The following is an 18590-nucleotide window of genomic DNA, read 5'->3' as shown; positions in this document are numbered from 1 at the left end:
GCCGAATCCCGAACTAACTGCACTTGGCGGCGGCGTGCCAACGCACTGTTTCGTCGGGATCGGATTGAAATTGTGCGATCGCCGGACTGCCGATGCGCCGTAGGGCAAAGGCGATCGCACGCCGGATATAGGGCTGTTTTCGGGCAGGATGCTCCGAGTTAAGCCATTGGGTGAGAACGTCGTGAATTTGAGAACTCAGTTTGCACGAGTTCCCGTGACTGAAAACGGTGAGGATTTCGCAACAGAGGTCTTCATCGGTCGATGCGAACAACGCTTCTCCCAAGGCGGCAACGGAGGCGGGAGTTTCGAGCCAGCCTAACGCCCAGGCGATATCCGATCGCAAGGATGCAGGGGTGTGGGGCGATCGCAGCGCGATCGATAACACCTCGACGGCTTTGTCGCTTCCCAACCGACTTAAGGCGATCGCCGCCTGTTGGCAGACGTTGAGATCGGGATCGAACAAGCGTCGCCTCAACAGTTTCACCAGTTCTAATTCTTCGGCTAAATCCTGTCGAACTCCCAATCCGATGGTGGCTTGGCAACGCACGGCAGCGGCGGGATCTTCTAAACCCCGCACCAGTGGAGCGAGAACGCGCCGATCGCGGAAGTTCGAGAAAGCTGTCAAAACGGTAGCGCGAAGGGAGATATCGGCATCGTTGGCGTAGGGAAGTAAGGCATCGACAACGTCGGGATGTCGAATTTCGGCTAAAGCCCGGACTGCTAAAAAGCGTTCTTGAGGACGATCGAGGAGTTGACTCAAAGGCGCGATCGCCTGCGGTCCCAAACGAGCTAAGGTTGCGGCGGCTGCAACTCGCACGTCTTCGTCGGGGTGGTTCGCCAGCAAGTCGGCGAGGGTGGCGATCGCCTCGGGGGACCTGCTGTTTCCCAACAGGCGAGCGACGAACCAACAGAGTTCTTCGTCTTCGGGCTGCGATCGCAAGAGGTCGAGGGCGTGGGCGATCGCGGGTTCTCCAAACTCCGATAACTGTTTGACGGCGTCCCAACGCTCTTGAAAATCCCCCTCTTGCAACAGCTCGAGGAGATACGGCAGGGACGGGCGATCGAAAGTGGAAACAGCAACCATAAGTTTTTGATGCGATCGAAACAGCTCTTATCAAATAGCTTGTCGCACACTCGAAGACTGTGCAACGGTGCGATCGCGTATTTTATGCAATATCTGCATTGATTTAATGCAGATATTAATATTCTTTTTATTTTTTGTATATTGAGATACCAAATCTCTTGAAAACTTCTTTTAATTTGATTGCAAACTTGCCCAAAAAGTGAATCGAACGAAATATTTATAAAATGTTTGAGTTCGATCGCAGATCGTTAAAAATTCAAGGAGAAAATCCAACAAAATTTGCGCTAACCTCAAAGCAAGCCACTGTATCAGGAGCAAAAACATTCTGATTCAATATGTTTGCAAGGCAAACTTACATTTTTTCGTGATATGTCAACTTCCGATCGAACGTCGCCAAAGCTCAACAAATTCGAGAAATTCAAAGCCGAAAAAGACGGTCTCGCGGTCAAAGACGAACTCGAAAAATTTGCGCGATTGGGTTGGGAGGCGATCGACGAAACCGATCTCACCCAACGCTTAAAATGGCTGGGAATTTTCTTCCGTCCCGTCACCCCCGGCAAATTCATGCTGCGGTTGCGCCTGGCCAACGGCGTCCTCTCCAGCGAACAGATGCGGGTTCTCGCCAGCATCGTCCAACGCTACGGCAACGACGGCAGTGCCGACATTACCACCCGACAAAACCTGCAATTGCGCGGACTGCGGTTTGAAGATTTCCCCGATATCTTCGAGAAACTCCATCGCGTCGGCCTAACCAGCATGCAATCGGGGATGGATAACGTCCGCAATATCACAGGGTCTCCCGTTGCCGGTATCGACGAAGCCGAGTTTATCGATACCCGTCCCCTTTGCCAAGCGCTTCAAGACGCGATTACCCATTCCGGCGAGGGCAACGCAGAATTTACCAACTTACCCCGGAAATTCAACATCGCCGTGGCCGGAAGTCCCGACAACTCCGTTCACGCCGAAATCAACGATATCGCATTCGTTCCGGCGTTTAAGGGCGAAACCTTTGGGTTCAACCTGCTAGTGGGCGGCTTCTTCTCCGCCAAACGCTGTGAAGCTGCCGTTCCCCTCAATGCCTGGGTCGAACCCCAGCACGTCGTACCGCTCAGTTGTGCCATTTTGCGGGTGTATCGCGATCGCGGATTGCGATCGAACCGACAAAAAGCCCGGTTGATGTGGCTCATCGACGAGTGGGGAATCGAAAAATTCCGCGACGCCGTCGAAACCGAATTCGGCGAAACCTTAGCCGAAGCTGCCCCGCAAGACGAAATCGCTTGGGAAAAACGCGACCATATCGGCTTGCATCCCCAAAAACAACCGGGGCTGTTTTACGCCGGACTCCACGTTCCCGTCGGACGGTTGCAAGCCAACCAAATGTTTGAATTGGCGCGGTTGGCAGAGGTTTACGGTAGCGGTGACATTCGCCTTACCGTCGAACAAAACGCCATCATCACCGACATCGAAGACGCCAAACTCGAAGCGTTCCGCAGCGAACCCCTGTTAGACAGCTTTTCCCTAACTCCCAAACCGTTGGTTCGGGAACTCGTCTCTTGTACCGGGGCGCAATTCTGCAACTTCGCCCTTGTCGAAACCAAACAAAGGGCGTTGGCGTTAGCGAAGGAACTCACCGACGAACTGCAACTTTCGCAACCGGTACGAATTCACTGGACGGGATGTCCCAACTCCTGCGGACAACCCCAGGTGGCGGATATCGGCTTGATGGGGACGAAAACCCGCAAAGACGGAAAAACTGTCGAAGCCGTCGATATCTACATGGGGGGCAAAGTCGGGAAAGACGCTCAATTGGGAACGCGGGTCATGAAAGCGATTCCCTGCGACGAGTTGAAAACCGTGCTGCGAAACGTCCTCATCGAACGGTTCGGGGCGAAAGCTGAATCGGTTGGCGTTCTCGATTGATTGATTGATTGATTGGTCTTTGGGGGCGGTGCGTGACGCGGTAATACAACATCGATCGGACTTCGGCCTGATTTTCTAGCCGCGTCACACACCCTACGACCCACAAGATTTAACGCCCGCCTCACACATCCTTGTATTTGGTCGGTGGGGGCGGTGCGTGACGCGGTAACAGTCCATTGACCTGACTTCGGCAAGATTTTTTGGCCGCGTCACACACCCTACCGATTCTTTTGCCTTTTGCCTAAAAATTACCCATAGGACTCATGCTGACAGAACTGCTCTCTTTTCGCGGTCGATACCGCATCTTGCACCTAACTTGGTTTGCATTCTTTCTCTCGTTTGTGGTGTGGTTTAACTTCGCACCGCTGGCGACGACGATTCAAGAAGATTTGGGACTCGAAACGGGTCAAATTCGGACTTTAGCCATTTGTAACGTGGCGTTGACGGTTCCGGCACGGATTCTGATTGGAATGCTGCTCGATCGCTTCGGACCTCGTATCACCTACTCCATTTTATTGATGTACGCGGCGATTCCCTGTTTGATGTTTGCCGCTGCCAGCGACTTCAATACCCTCGTTGTCAGTCGCTTGTTACTCAGCATCGTGGGGGCGGGATTCGTCATCGGTATTCGCATGGTGGCAGAGTGGTTCCCTCCCAAGGAAATCGGCTTAGCTGAAGGCATTTATGGCGGTTGGGGTAACTTTGGTTCGGCGGCTTCTGCCTTTACGCTTCCCTCGATCGCGTTAGGTTTGGCGGCGTTTTCTGGCGGACAAGCTAACTGGCGTCTGGCCATTGCCCTAACGGGTATTGCAGCGGCGGTGTACGGAGCGATTTACTTCTTTAACGTCGAGGATACGCCGCCGGGGAAAGTGTACCAGCGTCCCCACCGTACCAGTGGTATCGAAGTCACCTCTCGCCACGATTTTGTCTTCCTCATGCTGATGAACGTGCCGTTAGCGGGAGTTCTGGCAGTGCTGGCGTGGCGGTTGAGTAAGGTTGGCTTTTTGACGCCGAACGCACTGTATATCACCTGGGCGGTACTCGTCGGACTGTATCTGTTTCAAGCTTATGGCTGCTGGCAGGTTAACAAAGATTTGCTGCTCGGACGCAAACGCTACGCGGCAGAAGATCGCTATCATTTCAATCAAGTGGCGCTTCTGGAACTGACGTATATTGTCAACTTTGGGTCTGAGTTGGCGGTGGTGTCGATGTTACCGGCCTTTTTCGAGTTGACCTTTGGTTTGAACAAGGCGCAAGCGGGCGCGATCGCCGCCAGTTACGCTTTTATGAACTTGATGTCTCGTCCCGGTGGCGGCTTGATTTCCGACAAACTGGGTAGCCGCAAGTGGACGATGACGGTTCTCACGGCGGGAATGGCGATCGGATATTTCGTGATGAGCGGTGTTTCGGGGGCTTGGTGGCTTCCCATTGCAATTCTGCTGACGATGGCTTGTTCGTTCTTCGTGCAGGCGGCGGAAGGGTCTACGTTTGCGATGGTTCCGCTGATCAAACGCCGCATCACCGGACAGGTGGCGGGAAACGTGGGGGCTTACGGCAACGTGGGGGCTGTGGCTTATTTGACCCTGTACAGCTTGCTTCCGGAAGGGGCGGTGGGAAATCAAATTTTCTTCCAAACTTTGGGGATGACGGCGATCGTGGTGGCGTTCCTCTGTGCGTTCTTCCTCAAGGAACCGAAAGGCTCTTTTGCAGACTTCCACGAGGGAGAAACCGTTGATGTGTCGGAACCGGTTCCCAGTTTCGTTAAAGAGTCGATCGGTGAATGACCCTCTGGGCGATCGCTCGGAGCGATCGCCCCGATCGTGAGTCTTACTGAAAGGGGTTTCCGATGATGTTTCACTATACGAACGCGACCGATCGCCTGCAAGCGGTACGACTGACTGAGGGATCGATTTGTTACTTCGATCGATTGGTCTTTCCCGGCGATCGCTGGTTGTTTGAGGTTTCTCCTGAAACCTATTTAGAAGTTCGCAGTTTGTGCGACGGAGAAGAAGTCGTCGTGCGATCGCCGCTTTGTGATTCCTAGATTCCTGTTTTATGACTGTACCGACAAAAACCTTATGTCCTTATTGCGGTGTCGGCTGTGGCTTGGAAGTGCTACCGCCTGCCCTGCCGGGAAAAGCCACTCATCGCGACGATCGCGGGGTTCCGATTTGGCGCGTGCGGGGCGATCGCTCTCATCCCTCGAGTCTCGGTAAAGTCTGCGTGAAAGGGGCAACGATCGCCGAAGCGTTGGATAAAGACCGACTGCGCTATCCGATGATGCGAAACTCCCTCGAGGAGCCGTTTCAACGGGTGAGTTGGGACGATGCACTCGATCGCATCGTCTGGGAATTTCGCCGGATTCTCGACGAACACGGCCCGGACGCGATCGCCCTGTACGGATCGGGACAGTTCCAAACGGAAGACTACTACATCGCCCAAAAGCTGATGAAAGGCTGTTTGGGAACCAACAATTTCGACGCCAACTCCCGACTCTGTATGTCTTCGGCGGTGGCGGGATACGTCAAAAGTTTGGGGTCGGACGGGCCGCCCTGTTGTTACGCGGATTTGGAGGAAACGGACTGCGCCTTCCTCATCGGCACCAACGCCGCTGAATGCCATCCCATCGCCTTTAACCGCCTGCGCGTCCATCACAAGAAAAACCGATCGGTCAAGTTAATCGTCGTCGATCCCCGCAAAACCGCCACCGCCGACGCCGCCGACCTCCATTTGGCGATTCGACCGGGAACGGATATCGACCTTCTCAACGGGATTGCTTATCTGTTGCTGCGGTGGGGACAACTGGATACGCTGTTTATCGACGAATGTACTCGTGGGTTTCCTGAATTTACCGATGTCGTTCGTCACTATCCGCCAGATTTGGTGGCGCAGCGTTGCGGGATTTCCCAGGAAGAGTTGGAGACCGCCGCGAGGTTTTGGGCGCAGTCAAAGCGGGTGTTGTCGCTGTGGTCGATGGGACTGAACCAGTCTTCGGAAGGAACGGCGAAGGTGCGATCGCTCATCAACCTCCATCTGATGACGGGAAATATCGGCAAACCCGGCACCGGCCCGTTTTCCCTCACCGGACAACCCAACGCGATGGGGGGACGGGAAGCGGGGGGACTCGCCCACCTGTTACCGGGATATCGACTGGTGGCGAATCCCCAACATCGCCGAGAAGTCGAGGAATATTGGAACTTGTCCCCAGGCCAAATTAACCCCCGTCCCGGTTTGGCCGCGTGGGATATGATGCTGGGGTTAGAGGCGGGAACGGTCAAGGCGTTATGGGTAGCGGCGACGAATCCGGCGGTAAGTATGCCCGATCTCGATCGCACTCACGCCGCTTTGCGTCGCTCTCCCCTGACGATTTACCAAGATGCCTACTATCCTACAGAAACGGCAGAATTCGCCCATATTTTACTTCCGGCAGCGCAGTGGGGCGAGAAAACCGGCGTCATGACGAATTCCGAACGGATGGTAACGCTCTGTCCTCAGTTTCGCGACCCGCCAGGAGAAGCGAGAGCCGATTGGGAGATCTTTGCCGAGGTGGGGCGACGCTTGGGATTCGAGGCGTCCTTCGAGTTTCGATCGTCGGCGGAGGTCTATCGCGAATTTGTTTGCTTGACAAAAAGTCGAATTTGTGATATGGCTGGACTCAGTCAAGAGCGCCTGCGTCGGGAAGGGCCGCTTCAGTGGCCTTGTGCCGAGGGGGAAGTGGAGAACCCCGAAACCCGCCACGCCAAACGGTTGTATACGGATTTTCGCTTTCCCACCGAAGACGGACGCGCCAAGTTCGGGGCGTACCACGCGCGGGGATTGGCGGAACCCCCAGACCCCGATTATCCCTTCGTGTTGACCACCGGACGACTGTACGAACACTGGCACACTCAAACTCGCACCGGACGCATCGACAAAATCGCGAAAAAATATCCCGACCCCTTGATTGAAATCCATCCCCGCGATGCTAGAGAGCTAACGGTTATCGATGGGGAGTGGGTGATAGTCGTCTCGAAGCGGGGACGGGGGAAGTTTCGCGCTAAACTCACGAGAGCGATCGCCCCCGGAACGGTGTTCGTTCCCATGCACTGGGGCTTTCTCTGGGCGGACGATGCCGAAGCCAACGCCCTAACACATCCCGAATCCTGTCCCGAATCTCTCCAACCGGAGTTAAAAGCCTGTGCGGTGCAAGTCTTTTCAGTCGCCAGTCACCAGTCGCCAGTCACCAGTGCAAGAGGTGAGGAGGTGAGGAGGTGAGAAGTCGTAGGGTGCGTGTTTATCAGTGTAGAGTGCAGAGGGCAGAGTGTAGAGTGGGAATTCCTCTTTAACTCTTCACTCTAGACTCTTAACTCTTCCCTGAAAGAGGCGCACCGCCAATGTACACCGCCAACAGACAAGGGTGCGTGACTTGAAAAATCGGGTATAAATCCTGAGAGCGATCGCTCTGTCACGCACCGACTCCACAGGTTTCTTCCTGGTCTTCCTAATCCTGTAACCCTTCACTCCAAAGTGTGGCTTCTCCGGGGACGGTGAGGGATGACTCGGGAGATAGGGCGAGGTTAGAACTGTGGAGGATCGGGATGGCACCGATCGCGAACGATGCGATAAGAACACCGATAACTATCGCCTGTGCGTCGTTTTCTGTTGTGTTGCGAACAGATCGATCGAGGGGTTGGGGGGGATCGTTCCAGTGGGGCTTCATTTGGCGTCCCTCTCAGGCGGGGTGTTTACAGGATTGGGATATCTATATTGTAGGGATTTCCCCTTTTCTCCTCGCTCTCGATTTAAAAAAAAGTAACGCAGTTGACAGAAAGCAGAACAAATCGTATGCATTCTACGGCCTCTTTTTTCCAGTTTGAATCAGATTTCGTCGAGTCCCTGCGCTGCATTCCGATGCGGGTACGTTACAACCTCGATACCTGCGGCGTGAAGCTCAAACTCGAACACTGGCATCACTTTGACGAGTCCGAACGTCGCGCCCTAGTCGAACTTCCCTGTTTTTCGGAATCTGAAATTTCAGCCTATCGAGACGTGGTTCGTCGTTTGGTGTTCGATCGCACCCGCACCTATCCCAAAGATCTGCCGGTCGATCCCCATCCGTCTTGGATGAGTGGAGAGATCCCCGTACAAGTCTTGGAAAAAGCGGCCTCGGAAAAGGTCGCGATTTCTACCCAACACTGGGCGGCGTTGAGTTCTCTCCAGAAATTCGCTCTGGTGAAACTCAGTCGCCCCAGCCACGAAAACAAAAACTTTTTGCCAGCTCTTCGGGAGTTCGGCATCGTGTGAGGAGATTTTATCGATCGTGACTCAATTCAATACCTTTCTAACGTCGTCTTCTTTTATTGCGGTCTTGTTGGCGTTTCCCATGCGTTCTCACGGAACCACGCCAATCCCCACCGATAACCTCCAACTGGCACAGGTGACTTCAGTATCGCAATTGTCTGACGTACAGCCGACGGATTGGGCGTTTCAGGCGTTGCAATCTCTCGTCGAACGCTACGGTTGTATCGCGGGGTATCCCGATGGTACGTATCGCGGGAATAACTTTCTAACTCGCTACGAGTTCGCGGCGGGGTTGAATGCCTGTCTCGACCAAATCGTCGCTCTCATCGGTGGTGGGGAAGCGATCGACCCTGAAGATTTAGCCCGCATTCGACGCTTGCAGGAGGAATTTTCGGCCGAACTTTCGGCGTTGCGAGGACGGGTGGACGGTTTGGAAGCCAGAGTCGCCGAACTCGAAGCGAACCAGTTTTCCGTCACGACGAAGCTACAGGGCGAAGTGGCCTTCGTTCTTTCGGACGCTTGGGGTGGAAACGGTATTTCCGACGAGGATAACGACGCGCAAACGGTGTTTACCAACCGGGGACGCTTGAACTTCGTGACGAGTTTTACGGGACGCGATCGCCTGTTTACTCGCTTACAGTTCGGCAATTTGGAAAACTCCTTCGCCGACGAACTCAACACGAACGAAGGCCGCTACGCTTTTGACGGCGATCGCGACGATAATTTAACCATCAACCGCCTGCACTACGTCTTCCCTGCCACGGATGATTTACAAGTCACCGTCATGGCTAACGCCGGAGGACACCAATTCTATAACAACACCCTCAACCCCGGACTCGAAGCGGGAGGCGGCGTTACGGGGGCGTTGACGCGGTTCGCCGAACGCAACCCCATCTATCGCAGCGGCTTAGGAGGAAACGGTTTAGGATTGCGTTACCGTCCTTCGGATTTCTTGGAAATTTCCGCCGGATACATCGCCCGAGGTGCGAATCTCCCCGACGAAGGAGCGGGATTGTTTAACGGGAACTACTCCGCCTTGGGTCAAGTGGTTTTGCAACCGACGGATCGTTTGAGTTTCGGACTGACTTACATTCACGCTTACGACGTTTCTCAAGGGCGGCGGTTCGGTTTTGGGGGAACGGGAACGAATTTAGGGGGACTGTCGCCGAGTGCGTTGGATGCGGCGTCGGCGTTGTCGGAATCTCAGTTAACGACGCCGGTGGTGAGTAATTCTTACGGGATTCAGGCGTCGTGGGAGGTGACGCCGAAGTTCCGAGTCGGGGCGTGGGGCGGTTTTACAGACGCCACGTTGATCGGTTTGGGGGATGCGGAACTCTGGAATTATGCGTTGACGCTGACGTTCCCCGATTTGTTGCTTCCGGGTAACTTCGGGGCGATTATCGTGGGGGCGGAACCTTATCTCGGCGGCCTCGACGTTCCGGGGAATACGGACTTTGAAAACGACGTTCCCTGGCATTTGGAAGGGTCGTATAAAGTCCAAATTTCGGACAATCTCGCGATTACGCCGGGGATTATCTGGCTGCTGAATCCGAATCAGGACGACGAGAACGATAGTATCGTCATTGGGACGATTCGTACGACGTTTACGTTTTAAGGGGCGATCGCTCATCGGGGCGTTGTCTGCAACGTTCTGTGGATCGTTTCGGGTAGAGTCTCAACGGATGATTCGAGAGAGGTACTGTTACAGTGCCTCTCTTTTTGCGTATTTCGGGGATATCGGGGCGGTTCGATCGCCATTTCCCGTGATTTGGCGTCGAGCGAGGGGAGACCGATCGCGTCTCTGTCTTTAGCGATCTTTGTGTTTTGTCTCCGTATTTATACATAGATTGCAACGAGGGTGTTGAGTTTTGCTGAATGCCTTACTCTGTAAGACTTTACAGAATGGCGATCGCTTAACTTGAAATTCATAACGAAAATCAATTTCGAGCTAAAATCGTATTTTGAACGCAAAATCTAAAGCTTTCGAGCCTAAATTTCCTCAATTCAACAAAAACTTGTTGTTTCTTGTTTAAATATTTCAACAAAAAAATACGGTGAAGTTCACAATTTTAGAGATTTTAGGGGAATTTAAATCAATTTAAATTGAATTCAATTTCGAGAACGTTTGTTCAAAAAAAAGAAGCTTCTAACTATACGATCGTTTTCTATATCCAGATAACGTGACATGAACAGCTAGCTCGATTTATCCAAGCTTATTAAGCTCGGACTCAACGCTGAGCGGAGCTGAAGCGTTGAGAAACAGCCTATATTATCGAAAAATAGAAACGAGGTTTCAATGGTTTCAATCGTTGATTTTTGAACTAAAATCAATTTTTAGAGGTTCCTTAACGTAAAAATAGAGGTTTCAACAATAGAGAATAGAAATTCGATGTTTTTTGTAGTCCGAACTACATTTTTCTGGTAATTCCCCAAAACCTCAAAAATCAAAATATATTCTCAGATTCTCATGCGATAAAACAATATTTTTTATTGTATTTAAATTCAGTATAAAAATGTGAAGCTTAACTCAGAAGCGGAAGCGTTATTATATCGATTTTCTGTATCCATTTTCACGCTTGCTGTAAATTTTGAAGATTCCATAAAGCAATTTTCGATTTGTTTCAGATGAGTTCCCAAGCGATACGATCCTCCTTAATTGCCAAATATTCACGATTCTCTGTATTTTTTCGGACTAAATCTTGCAAAGATTGCGTAAATTTACGCAGATTGCTATAGACACGACTCAAGAGGGGCGACATAGTGTCGATAAAACTATTGCGTTCTTGGAAGCCCTCATAAAAATGCCAAACATTGACTTACAACTTCTCAACAACCCCACACCAACTATTCGCGACGGATTTGGCACAGAAGTCGCTCAATACGGTCAATTTTCCGCAATTGCCACGAAATTCGACGACCCCATTAACCCCACAGACGCCACTCAAGAAATCCGAAATGCCGGTTCGGCGTTCGTTTACGACGGGTTCGGAAATTTATTACCGGAGGCGGGTTCGTATATCGATCCCTCCGCGAGCCAACAAGGAGAGTTCGGAACCTCGATCGCCCTGTGGCAAACCCATATGGTAGTCGGAGCGCGCCGAGCGGACGGTCCGACCAACGCTAACGTCGGTGTCGCATATTTATTCGATATCGGAACGGGTCAGTTACAACAAACCTTTCTCAACCCACCCGACGATACGGGATTAAATGCCGGTTTAGTCCAACGCGATCGCTTTGGCGAGGCCGTCGATATCGATGGAAACCGCGTCGCGATCGGCGCTCCCGGTCACGATCGCGAAGTTCCCGATCCCAACCCCAACGACGACTGGGATACCGGCGTCGTCCATATTTTCGATAAAACCAGCGGACAGCGACTCCTAAAACTCGAAAGTCCGAATCCGAGCGATAACTTCAGTATCTTTGGCTTTGACGTCAAACTCTCGAGCCAATACGTCCTCGTCGGCGAACGATACGGAGAAAGCGACCCTACCGACGTTAGCGATAAAGATACCGGACGAGCTTACCTGTTTAACAGCCAAACCGGTAATTTCCTGCACGAATTCCAAAGTCCCAACCCAGAACGAAACGGTTCCTTTGGATTTGCCGTTGACATATCCAACAGCTTAGCGGTCGTCAGCGCCCCCGAAGAAAACGACAATAGCGGTCGCGTCTACGTGTTCGATACGAACTCGGGAACCCTACTGACCACCATCGACAACCCAACCTCAGCCGCCAACGATTTCTTCGGAAACTCAGTCAGTCTCTCGGGAAACCAGCTTCTCGTCGGAGCCGATCGCGACGATACCGTCGGCACGAACGCCGGTGCGGTTTACAAATATCAGCTCTCGGGCAGTAGTGCCACCCTCGTCGAGAGTTTCTTTCCCACCCCGATTAACAACCTCCCCCTCGACGAGATACGGTTTGGTTTTTCCGTCTCCCAATTTACCGAAGGCGGAACCGACTTCTCCCTCGTCGGAACTCGGGGCGACTTCCAAGCTCCCGACTTGAGCGTCGCTTATCGTTACGGGGCGCCCGATAGCGTCGAACGGTTGATCTCTGGCGATAATAGCGATAACGACGTCGATACCTCCGAAGACAGCGGCAACAACCAAATCGATACCGGAGACGGCAACGATCGCATCATCGCAGGAGACGGAGACGACTTCCTACGAGCCGGTCGCGGCAACGATTACATTGAAGGAGGCGGTGGAGAAGATACTATCGTAGGCAGTCGCGGCGGCGACATCATGGCCGGCGGAGAGGGCGACGACATTTTCGTCTATACGAACCACGAAGATTCAAAGCCTCACAACTACGACATTATCACCGACTTTGAAACGACAGACGTATTAAACCTCTTCAAAGCCGACCGACATCTCCAATACTTCGGAGAAGCGAGCCAGTTTACCGTCGGCGACGGTATCGGCGAAATCCGTAGCGAGCGAGTTGGCTTCGATACTTGGGTGTATATCGATCGCTGGGATAACGGCGTATCGGACATGGCGATTAAGCTGCACAACTTCACCGACACTCTCACCGCCGCCAACTTCGATATGACGAACAACTTGTTCTAATCGGTTAACCGTCCGAGTTTCGACTGGCTTGTGGGAAAATCTCCCTCGAAACCGCTGAGTGTCGGGGGAGATTTTGCGGCGTGGTATGTTCGACCGTTTGTGCGACCGGAATCGTGGCCACGAACTCAGTTCCCCCACCGGGAACCGACTGACACGAAAGAGTTCCCCGATGGCGTTCGACGATAATTTGATAGCTAATCGAGAGACCTAAACCCGTTCCTCGGCCGACGGGTTTCGTGGTGAAGAAGGGATCGAAGAGTTTCGATCGCACCTCTTCAGTAATGCCCGATCCGTTATCGCGAACGGAGAGACGCACGTAACGAGTATTGTCGGGAACCGAAACCAGAGTGGTACGAATCCAAATCGTCGGATTGTCCGAACGAGTATCTAAAGCGTCGACGGCGTTGTTGAGAAGGTTCAGCACCACCTGATTGAGCTGGCCGGGATAGCATTCAACCGGAGGGAGATCGTCGTACTCCCGAACGACCTGAATTTCAGGCCGTCGCTCTTGAGGCTTGAGACGACAGCTCACCGTCAAGAGCGTACTGTCGATGCCTTGATTGAAATCGGCCTCTTTCATTTCCGATTCGTCGAGGCGAGAGAAATTACGCAGCGACAAGACGATATCGCGAATGCGTTGAGCGCCAGCTTGCATCGAGGCGATCGCCTGGGGAAGATCTTGTTCGAGATAGACGAAATCGATCTCGTGGAGATGGTGTCGGATCTCGGGAGGCGGATCGGGACAATGCCGTTGATAGAGGTGAATCGTTTCGATGAGGTCTCGCGTGTATTCTTCGAGATGGGCCAGATTGCCGTAAACGAAACCGATCGGATTGTTAATTTCGTGAGCGACTCCTGCCACCATTTGCCCCAAACTGGACATTTTTTCCGTATGAATGAGTTGGGCTTGGGTTTTTTTGAGATTTTCGAGAGTCTGTTGGAGTTCGCGCGATCTCGTTTTTTCCCGAGACTCGCTGTCTCTGAGAGCCGTTTCAGTTTGAGTGCGTCGGAGGATTTCCTGTTGCAGTGCCTGAAACGCCCCCTCGAGAACCGTAGCGAGAACGCCAATTTCGTTGTGGGGCAGGGGTTTGGGACAATGGAACTGTCCGGTTGACTGACTGCGAGTCACGGCAGCGTCGAGCTGTTGCAGCGGGACGAGAACGGTTTTCTGAAGCAACAGACTCATCAACCCGAGAATAGCGAAAATGCCCCCCATCAACGTCGCGCTCGATTGTAAAAACGTACTGCGAGCGTCTTCGTGGAGGGTGTGCAAGTCGAGAATCGCGATCGACAGTCCCCGTCGTCCCGAGGTTCCAAACAACACGCTGCTAAACGGTTGAACGTTGACTAACACAGCACGACCGTCGAGGGTCGTTTTCTCTGAGAAATGGCTGTGAGCGACCGAGGCGCGATCGAGTAGGTCTGCTAACTCGGGTCGCAACTCGGCAAAAGGGCGCTGTCGCGGCGATGTAGCACTATAGGCCAGCAAAATGCCGTCGGGATCGACGATCGCGATTTCGACGACGTTGGGCAGCGTGGCGTAATTTTGCACCACGCGCTGGAGGATGCTGACATATTGCAATTCGATGAGTCCTTCCGACACGAACTCGATGCTGCGGGCTAGAGAGGTGGCCTGTTGTTCGATTTTGTGTTCGAGATCGGTTTCGAGGAGTTTGTAATTAACGCCGAGGGTCGTCGCTCCGATCGCGATTAGAGAAATCCCGAGGCCGCCGAGAAGCTGTCGGGCTAAAGAACGTTTCGATTTTCGGGGAGGGGAATTCGAGCGATCGCTTACGGTTGCCATTCTTCAATTGCAGACATCACGGGTGCGGTATCGACTTGTAGGTCTTCTCGCAGCAGTCGTCCGTGGCGCGGGTCAGCTTCAAACAAACGGGTCAGTTGGGCGATCGCGTCTTTCAAGCGACCCCCTTCAAACATTTCGCGATTGAGGGCGATGTCTCCCTTCTCCAAACCGGCGTAGTCCTCCGCAAAGGCGGCGGGATCTTGTCCGAGGCGTTCGGCCACGATCTCGAACACTTCTTCAGGTTGCGTTTCGATCGCGTGCATGACGTCGAACCACGCCAGAACGAGTTGTTTGAGGGCAGTACGCCTCGATCGCGCCATTTCGCCACGCGTGGCCAAGCCGTCGATGACGACGCTGTCCGTATCTCGGGTCGTGTAAATCACCTGTCCGCCAATTTCATCGGCCGTTTGGCTTAACAGCGGTTCCCACAACACCGCCGCATCGAGCCGATCGTCTTTGAGTTGAGTGACAGCAATTTCGTTCGAGACATCTGCTAGTTCCACCGCCTGGGTAGGAACGCCGTGCAGTTGCAACGCTTCGAGCAAAATCAAATGGTTGACCGTTCCTAACTTCGCCCCCACACGACGCCCGCCGAGATCTTCGACCGATGAAATCTCTTTGTGAGCGACAATACCATCAGATCCGTTCGAGACGTTCGTGACCATGATGTAAGTCGGACTGTCTTCAGCGGGGTCGGCTTGTAACACGTCCCAGAGGTTGACGAAGGCTGCATCGAGAGCGCCGCGCATCATCGCTCGGGTCGTATCCTGCGCGTTATCGAAGCGTACCAGTTCGACCTCGAGGCCGCGACGCTCGAAAATATCGGTCGCTTCGGCATAGGCGATGACATCGAAGCCCGGCCAACTGTTCAAACCGACTTTAAGAGAAGCTGGGCGCGGTTGACAGGCCGCCAACAGCAGCACCAATCCCAGCGTCGCCCAAAACAAGAGGATAACGCCTGCGCCTCGAGGGTTACGAGACTTCAGGACGTGGGACAGACGGGTTCTCTGAAATACGAACACGATGTTGAGTGGTAACGGTTGCAGTGAAATCAAACGTCTCCGTAAACCGGAACGGCCGCACCGCGCAGATCTTTCGCCGCTTCTGAGGCTAGGAAACAGATGGCCTCTGCCAAGGACTTCGGTTCGACCCATTTCTGGGCTTCTTCGGTTCCCATTGCCTCCCGGTTGGCGGGGGTATCGATGACGCTGGGGAGGACGCAGTTTGCCGTGACGTTCGTTCCCCGAGTTTCGGCGGCGATCGATTTTGTCAGGGCGACGACTGCCGCTTTCGAGGCACAGTAGGCCGCCAGTTTTGCCCCCGGTTCGACCGCACCTCGCGACCCCACGGTTACGATTCGTCCGTATCCTTGTTTTAGCATTTTTGCCAAACTATATTTGCAGGTTAAGAACGTTGTATTGAGATTGAGGTCGAAATCTTTTTTCCAATTCTCGTAACTGTATTCGGCCGTGGCACCCATAGCAAATCCTCCGACGAGGTGAATTAGCCCGTCGATACGTCCCATATCTTCGATGAGTTGTTTGACGGCACTTTCGTCGAGAAGATCGATCTTGACGAACTGAATTTTAGAAAAGTCCTCGGCCGCCATTTTCTGTTTGAGGCGATCGACCTCTTCGCTGTGGCGATAGGTTACGGTGAGATCGGCTCCTCGCGCGGCTGCCAGCGGCGTTACCCCCATTCCCAAACCGCCAGTTCCGCCAGTGAGTAAGACTTTTTTACCGTTCACGGGCAAGTTCTCCTATTTTTTTCTACTCTCCTTTTAATTTAAAAACCTTGCCCGCTCGGTTCAATCTGTCGATGGATAGGACTTGATGAGGAGATTAGGGGATGGTGATGAGGGGATAATGAGGTGATGAGATGATGAGATTTCATGACCCGATCCCGATCTTCTCAAACCAGGAGGACAAGAAGGATACTGTTCGGGTATTCGGGTGTTCCCCATTTCCCGTTCCCCATTCCCCGTTCCCTATCCCCTAGTTTTCAATATCCAAATTCCAAGGTGACGGAGGCTCGAACTTCTTGTTCTCCGCCTTCGATGGGAGTCGAGGCAGCTTCAGCTCTCACCATACCGAAGTTAGCTAGGGGTTGCGGCGTGGGAAAGTTGGCGTTGACAGAGATGTTCACGACTTCCCGTCGGGAAAGGTCGAGCGTTCCCAATACCACGTCTGCTTGACGTTGGGCGTCGAGGGTGGCTTGACGCAGAGCTTGCTCGCGAGCAGCTTCGAGGGCGTCGTCCGTGGCGACGAAACTGATACTGTCGATGCGGGTCGCTCCAGAGGCGACGGCGTCGTCGAGGAGTTGTCCGGCTTCTTCGGTGGCGATGCGGAAACTCACGGTGTTACTGGCGGAATAGCCGGTAATGGTGGTTTCGTTGTTGCGCGTCGAGTAGATGGGATTGAGGCGAACGCCGGTGGTTTGTAGTTTTTCGACGTTGCGCGATCGCAGCAGTTGCACGAGAGAACTCGATCGCTCGGCGACGGCTTGTTGGACTTCTTCGGCGGTTTGGCCGCGCACTTCGACGCCGAGGTTCACTTGCGCCAGACTCGTGGGAACGGAGACGATGCCCTGCCCGGTGACGGTGAGGACGTTCGTGCGTTGTTCTTGGGCGGTCACAGCAGTACACCCCACGATCGAAACAGCTCCTGTGGTCAGCATCAACGCAGCCAGGGGACTGACGAGCCAACGGGAAACAGTACGGTTCATAGACTTGACTATTTTAGATAAATATGGTAAGCACGCGCAATTTTTTGCGTTATCTTCAATCGTGGGGGAAATCGCCGCTAACCGACGCCCGACTTATGACAGATAGAAGAGCGACCTCATCCGTTTTCGAGGCGATCGCCGACGTCGAGGCGGGTTCCGTTGGCGAAATCCCAACCCGACTGAGCTTTTTTGCCCGCAAGCTGCACTTCGCGCAACAGGAGCTTGCCGTTTCCAGTTTCGACAACCGGCCCGAGGTTTTTTACGATGCAGACGATTTCGCCCGGTTCGCCAGATTTTTGCGACATTTCGCCCCACTGCTGTTGTAACGACGCGATCTCGGGGGGAAGCTGTTCCCAATACTCATCACCGAGAGGAGCGGAGGCTTTAATTTTGAGGGGAGTTTCGCCGAAGCGAGCGACGCAGTTGGGATAAAAACCGCGAATTCGATCGTGAAGGGCGATCGCGCTGTGCGTCCAATCGAGTTTGTAGTCGTCTTTTTGGATAAGAGGGGCGTAAGTGGCAGCTTCGTCGTCTTGGGGAACCGGTTGTATTTCGTCGCGATCGAGTTTCAGCAGCGTTTCGACGAGCAAATCACCGCATTGTTCGGCCAGTTCGGCCGCTAACTCCCAAGCGTTCTCGAGCAGTCCGATATCAACGTGGGATTTCAGCAACATCGCCCCGGTGTCCATCCCTTCGTCCATAAACATGGTGGTCATTCCAGTGTGGGATTTCCCCTCGCACAAACACCACTGAATCGGAGCCGCCCCGCGATATTCGGGAAGGAGCGAACCGTGACCGTTAATGCAGCCCAAGCGAGGCATTTGCAAGATTTCCGACGAAAGAATCTGACCGTAGGCGACGACAACAAACGCATCGGCTTCAGCCGCTTTCAGCTTTTCGAGGGTTTCGGTGTCTTTCTTGACCCGTCGCGGTTGCCACACGGGAACGCCACGTTCGACAGCGACGGCCTTCACCGGAGACGGACTCAAAGTTTTACCGCGCGATCGCCGTTTGTCTGGTTGCGTCACCACCGCCGCCACCTCGAATTCCTGGCGATCGATCAAAGTTTTCAAACTGGGAACGGCAAATTGAGGCGTACCGAAGAAAATTAGCTTCATGAACAGTTGACGGTTGATAGTTGATAGTTGACTCCCTTTCTCCCCCTCTCCCTTTCTCCCCCTCTCCCTTTCTCCCCCTCTCCCTT

General features: G+C 53.4%; 14 protein-coding genes. 7 read left to right on the top strand and 7 right to left on the bottom strand.

Going from position 1 to position 18590, the window contains the following annotated elements; all coding sequences use genetic code 11:
* Positions 1 to 13 precede the first annotated feature (13 nt).
* Entirely contained in the window at positions 14 to 1084 is a 1071-nt protein-coding gene (locus tag POG22_RS18250; protein ID WP_082901318.1) for a HEAT repeat domain-containing protein, read from the bottom strand.
* Positions 1085 to 1453: 369 nt separating this feature from the next.
* On the opposite strand from POG22_RS18250, the gene POG22_RS18245 reads away from it, so the two are divergent.
* The 4 genes from POG22_RS18245 to POG22_RS18230 all read left to right on the top strand — a co-directional run bounded on the left by POG22_RS18245 (position 1454) and on the right by POG22_RS18230 (position 7258).
* Positions 1454 to 3004, top strand: coding sequence for a ferredoxin--nitrite reductase (locus POG22_RS18245; RefSeq protein WP_063715280.1), 1551 nt, complete (start codon positions 1454 to 1456; stop codon positions 3002 to 3004).
* A 263-nt stretch (positions 3005 to 3267) separates the two neighbouring features.
* Complete coding sequence (locus POG22_RS18240) at positions 3268 to 4788, top strand: MFS transporter (RefSeq protein ID WP_063715281.1); 1521 nt, start codon at positions 3268 to 3270, stop codon at positions 4786 to 4788.
* Positions 4789 to 4850: 62 nt separating this feature from the next.
* Positions 4851 to 5048 (top strand): DUF1830 domain-containing protein, encoded by a 198-nt coding sequence (locus POG22_RS18235; RefSeq protein WP_017660778.1) that lies wholly within the window; start codon positions 4851 to 4853, stop codon positions 5046 to 5048.
* 11 nt (positions 5049 to 5059) lie between these two features.
* On the top strand, positions 5060 to 7258 hold the full coding sequence (locus POG22_RS18230) for a molybdopterin oxidoreductase family protein (RefSeq protein ID WP_498906728.1): 2199 nt from the start codon (positions 5060 to 5062) through the stop codon (positions 7256 to 7258).
* Between the two features lie 226 nt (positions 7259 to 7484).
* On the opposite strand, the gene POG22_RS18225 is transcribed toward POG22_RS18230, so the two are convergent.
* On the bottom strand, positions 7485 to 7703 hold the full coding sequence (locus tag POG22_RS18225) for a hypothetical protein (protein ID WP_017660776.1): 219 nt from the start codon (positions 7701 to 7703) through the stop codon (positions 7485 to 7487).
* Positions 7704 to 7828: 125 nt separating this feature from the next.
* On the opposite strand from POG22_RS18225, the gene POG22_RS18220 reads away from it, so the two are divergent.
* From POG22_RS18220 to POG22_RS18210, 3 genes are all read left to right on the top strand, one after another.
* Positions 7829 to 8287, top strand: coding sequence for a nitrate reductase associated protein (locus tag POG22_RS18220; protein ID WP_063715284.1), 459 nt, complete (start codon positions 7829 to 7831; stop codon positions 8285 to 8287).
* Between the two features lie 16 nt (positions 8288 to 8303).
* Positions 8304 to 9899, top strand: a complete 1596-nt coding sequence (locus tag POG22_RS18215; RefSeq protein ID WP_498906727.1) for a porin — start codon at positions 8304 to 8306, stop codon at positions 9897 to 9899.
* A gap of 1186 nt (positions 9900 to 11085) precedes the next feature.
* Positions 11086 to 12858 (top strand): M10 family metallopeptidase C-terminal domain-containing protein, encoded by a 1773-nt coding sequence (locus tag POG22_RS18210; RefSeq protein ID WP_498906726.1) that lies wholly within the window; start codon positions 11086 to 11088, stop codon positions 12856 to 12858.
* A gap of 4 nt (positions 12859 to 12862) precedes the next feature.
* Here POG22_RS18210 and POG22_RS18205 read toward each other — a convergent pair whose 3' ends face one another.
* The 5 genes from POG22_RS18205 to fmt form a co-directional block, all read right to left on the bottom strand.
* Complete coding sequence (locus POG22_RS18205) at positions 12863 to 14662, bottom strand: sensor histidine kinase (protein WP_498906725.1); 1800 nt, start codon at positions 14660 to 14662, stop codon at positions 12863 to 12865.
* Positions 14650 to 15717: an ABC transporter substrate-binding protein gene (locus tag POG22_RS18200; protein WP_498906724.1), complete on the bottom strand. Its 1068-nt coding sequence runs from the start codon at positions 15715 to 15717 to the stop codon at positions 14650 to 14652. Before POG22_RS18200 ends, POG22_RS18205 begins: the two co-directional genes overlap by 13 nt.
* Entirely contained in the window at positions 15714 to 16409 is a 696-nt protein-coding gene (gene fabG, locus POG22_RS18195) for a 3-oxoacyl-ACP reductase FabG (RefSeq protein ID WP_498906723.1), read from the bottom strand. Before fabG ends, POG22_RS18200 begins: the two co-directional genes overlap by 4 nt.
* 254 nt (positions 16410 to 16663) lie before the next feature.
* A complete protein-coding gene (locus POG22_RS18190) occupies positions 16664 to 17386 on the bottom strand; it encodes an SIMPL domain-containing protein (protein ID WP_498906722.1) in 723 nt (240 codons plus the stop codon).
* Positions 17387 to 17502: 116 nt separating this feature from the next.
* Positions 17503 to 18504, bottom strand: coding sequence for a methionyl-tRNA formyltransferase (gene fmt, locus POG22_RS18185; protein WP_498906721.1), 1002 nt, complete (start codon positions 18502 to 18504; stop codon positions 17503 to 17505).
* Positions 18505 to 18590: the final 86 nt, after the last annotated feature.

The sequence above is a fragment of the Geitlerinema sp. CS-897 genome, assembly GCF_028368005.1.
Classification (GTDB): domain Bacteria; phylum Cyanobacteriota; class Cyanobacteriia; order Cyanobacteriales; family Geitlerinemataceae; genus Baaleninema; species Baaleninema simplex.
This window is presented reverse-complemented; position numbering and strand designations above follow the sequence as displayed.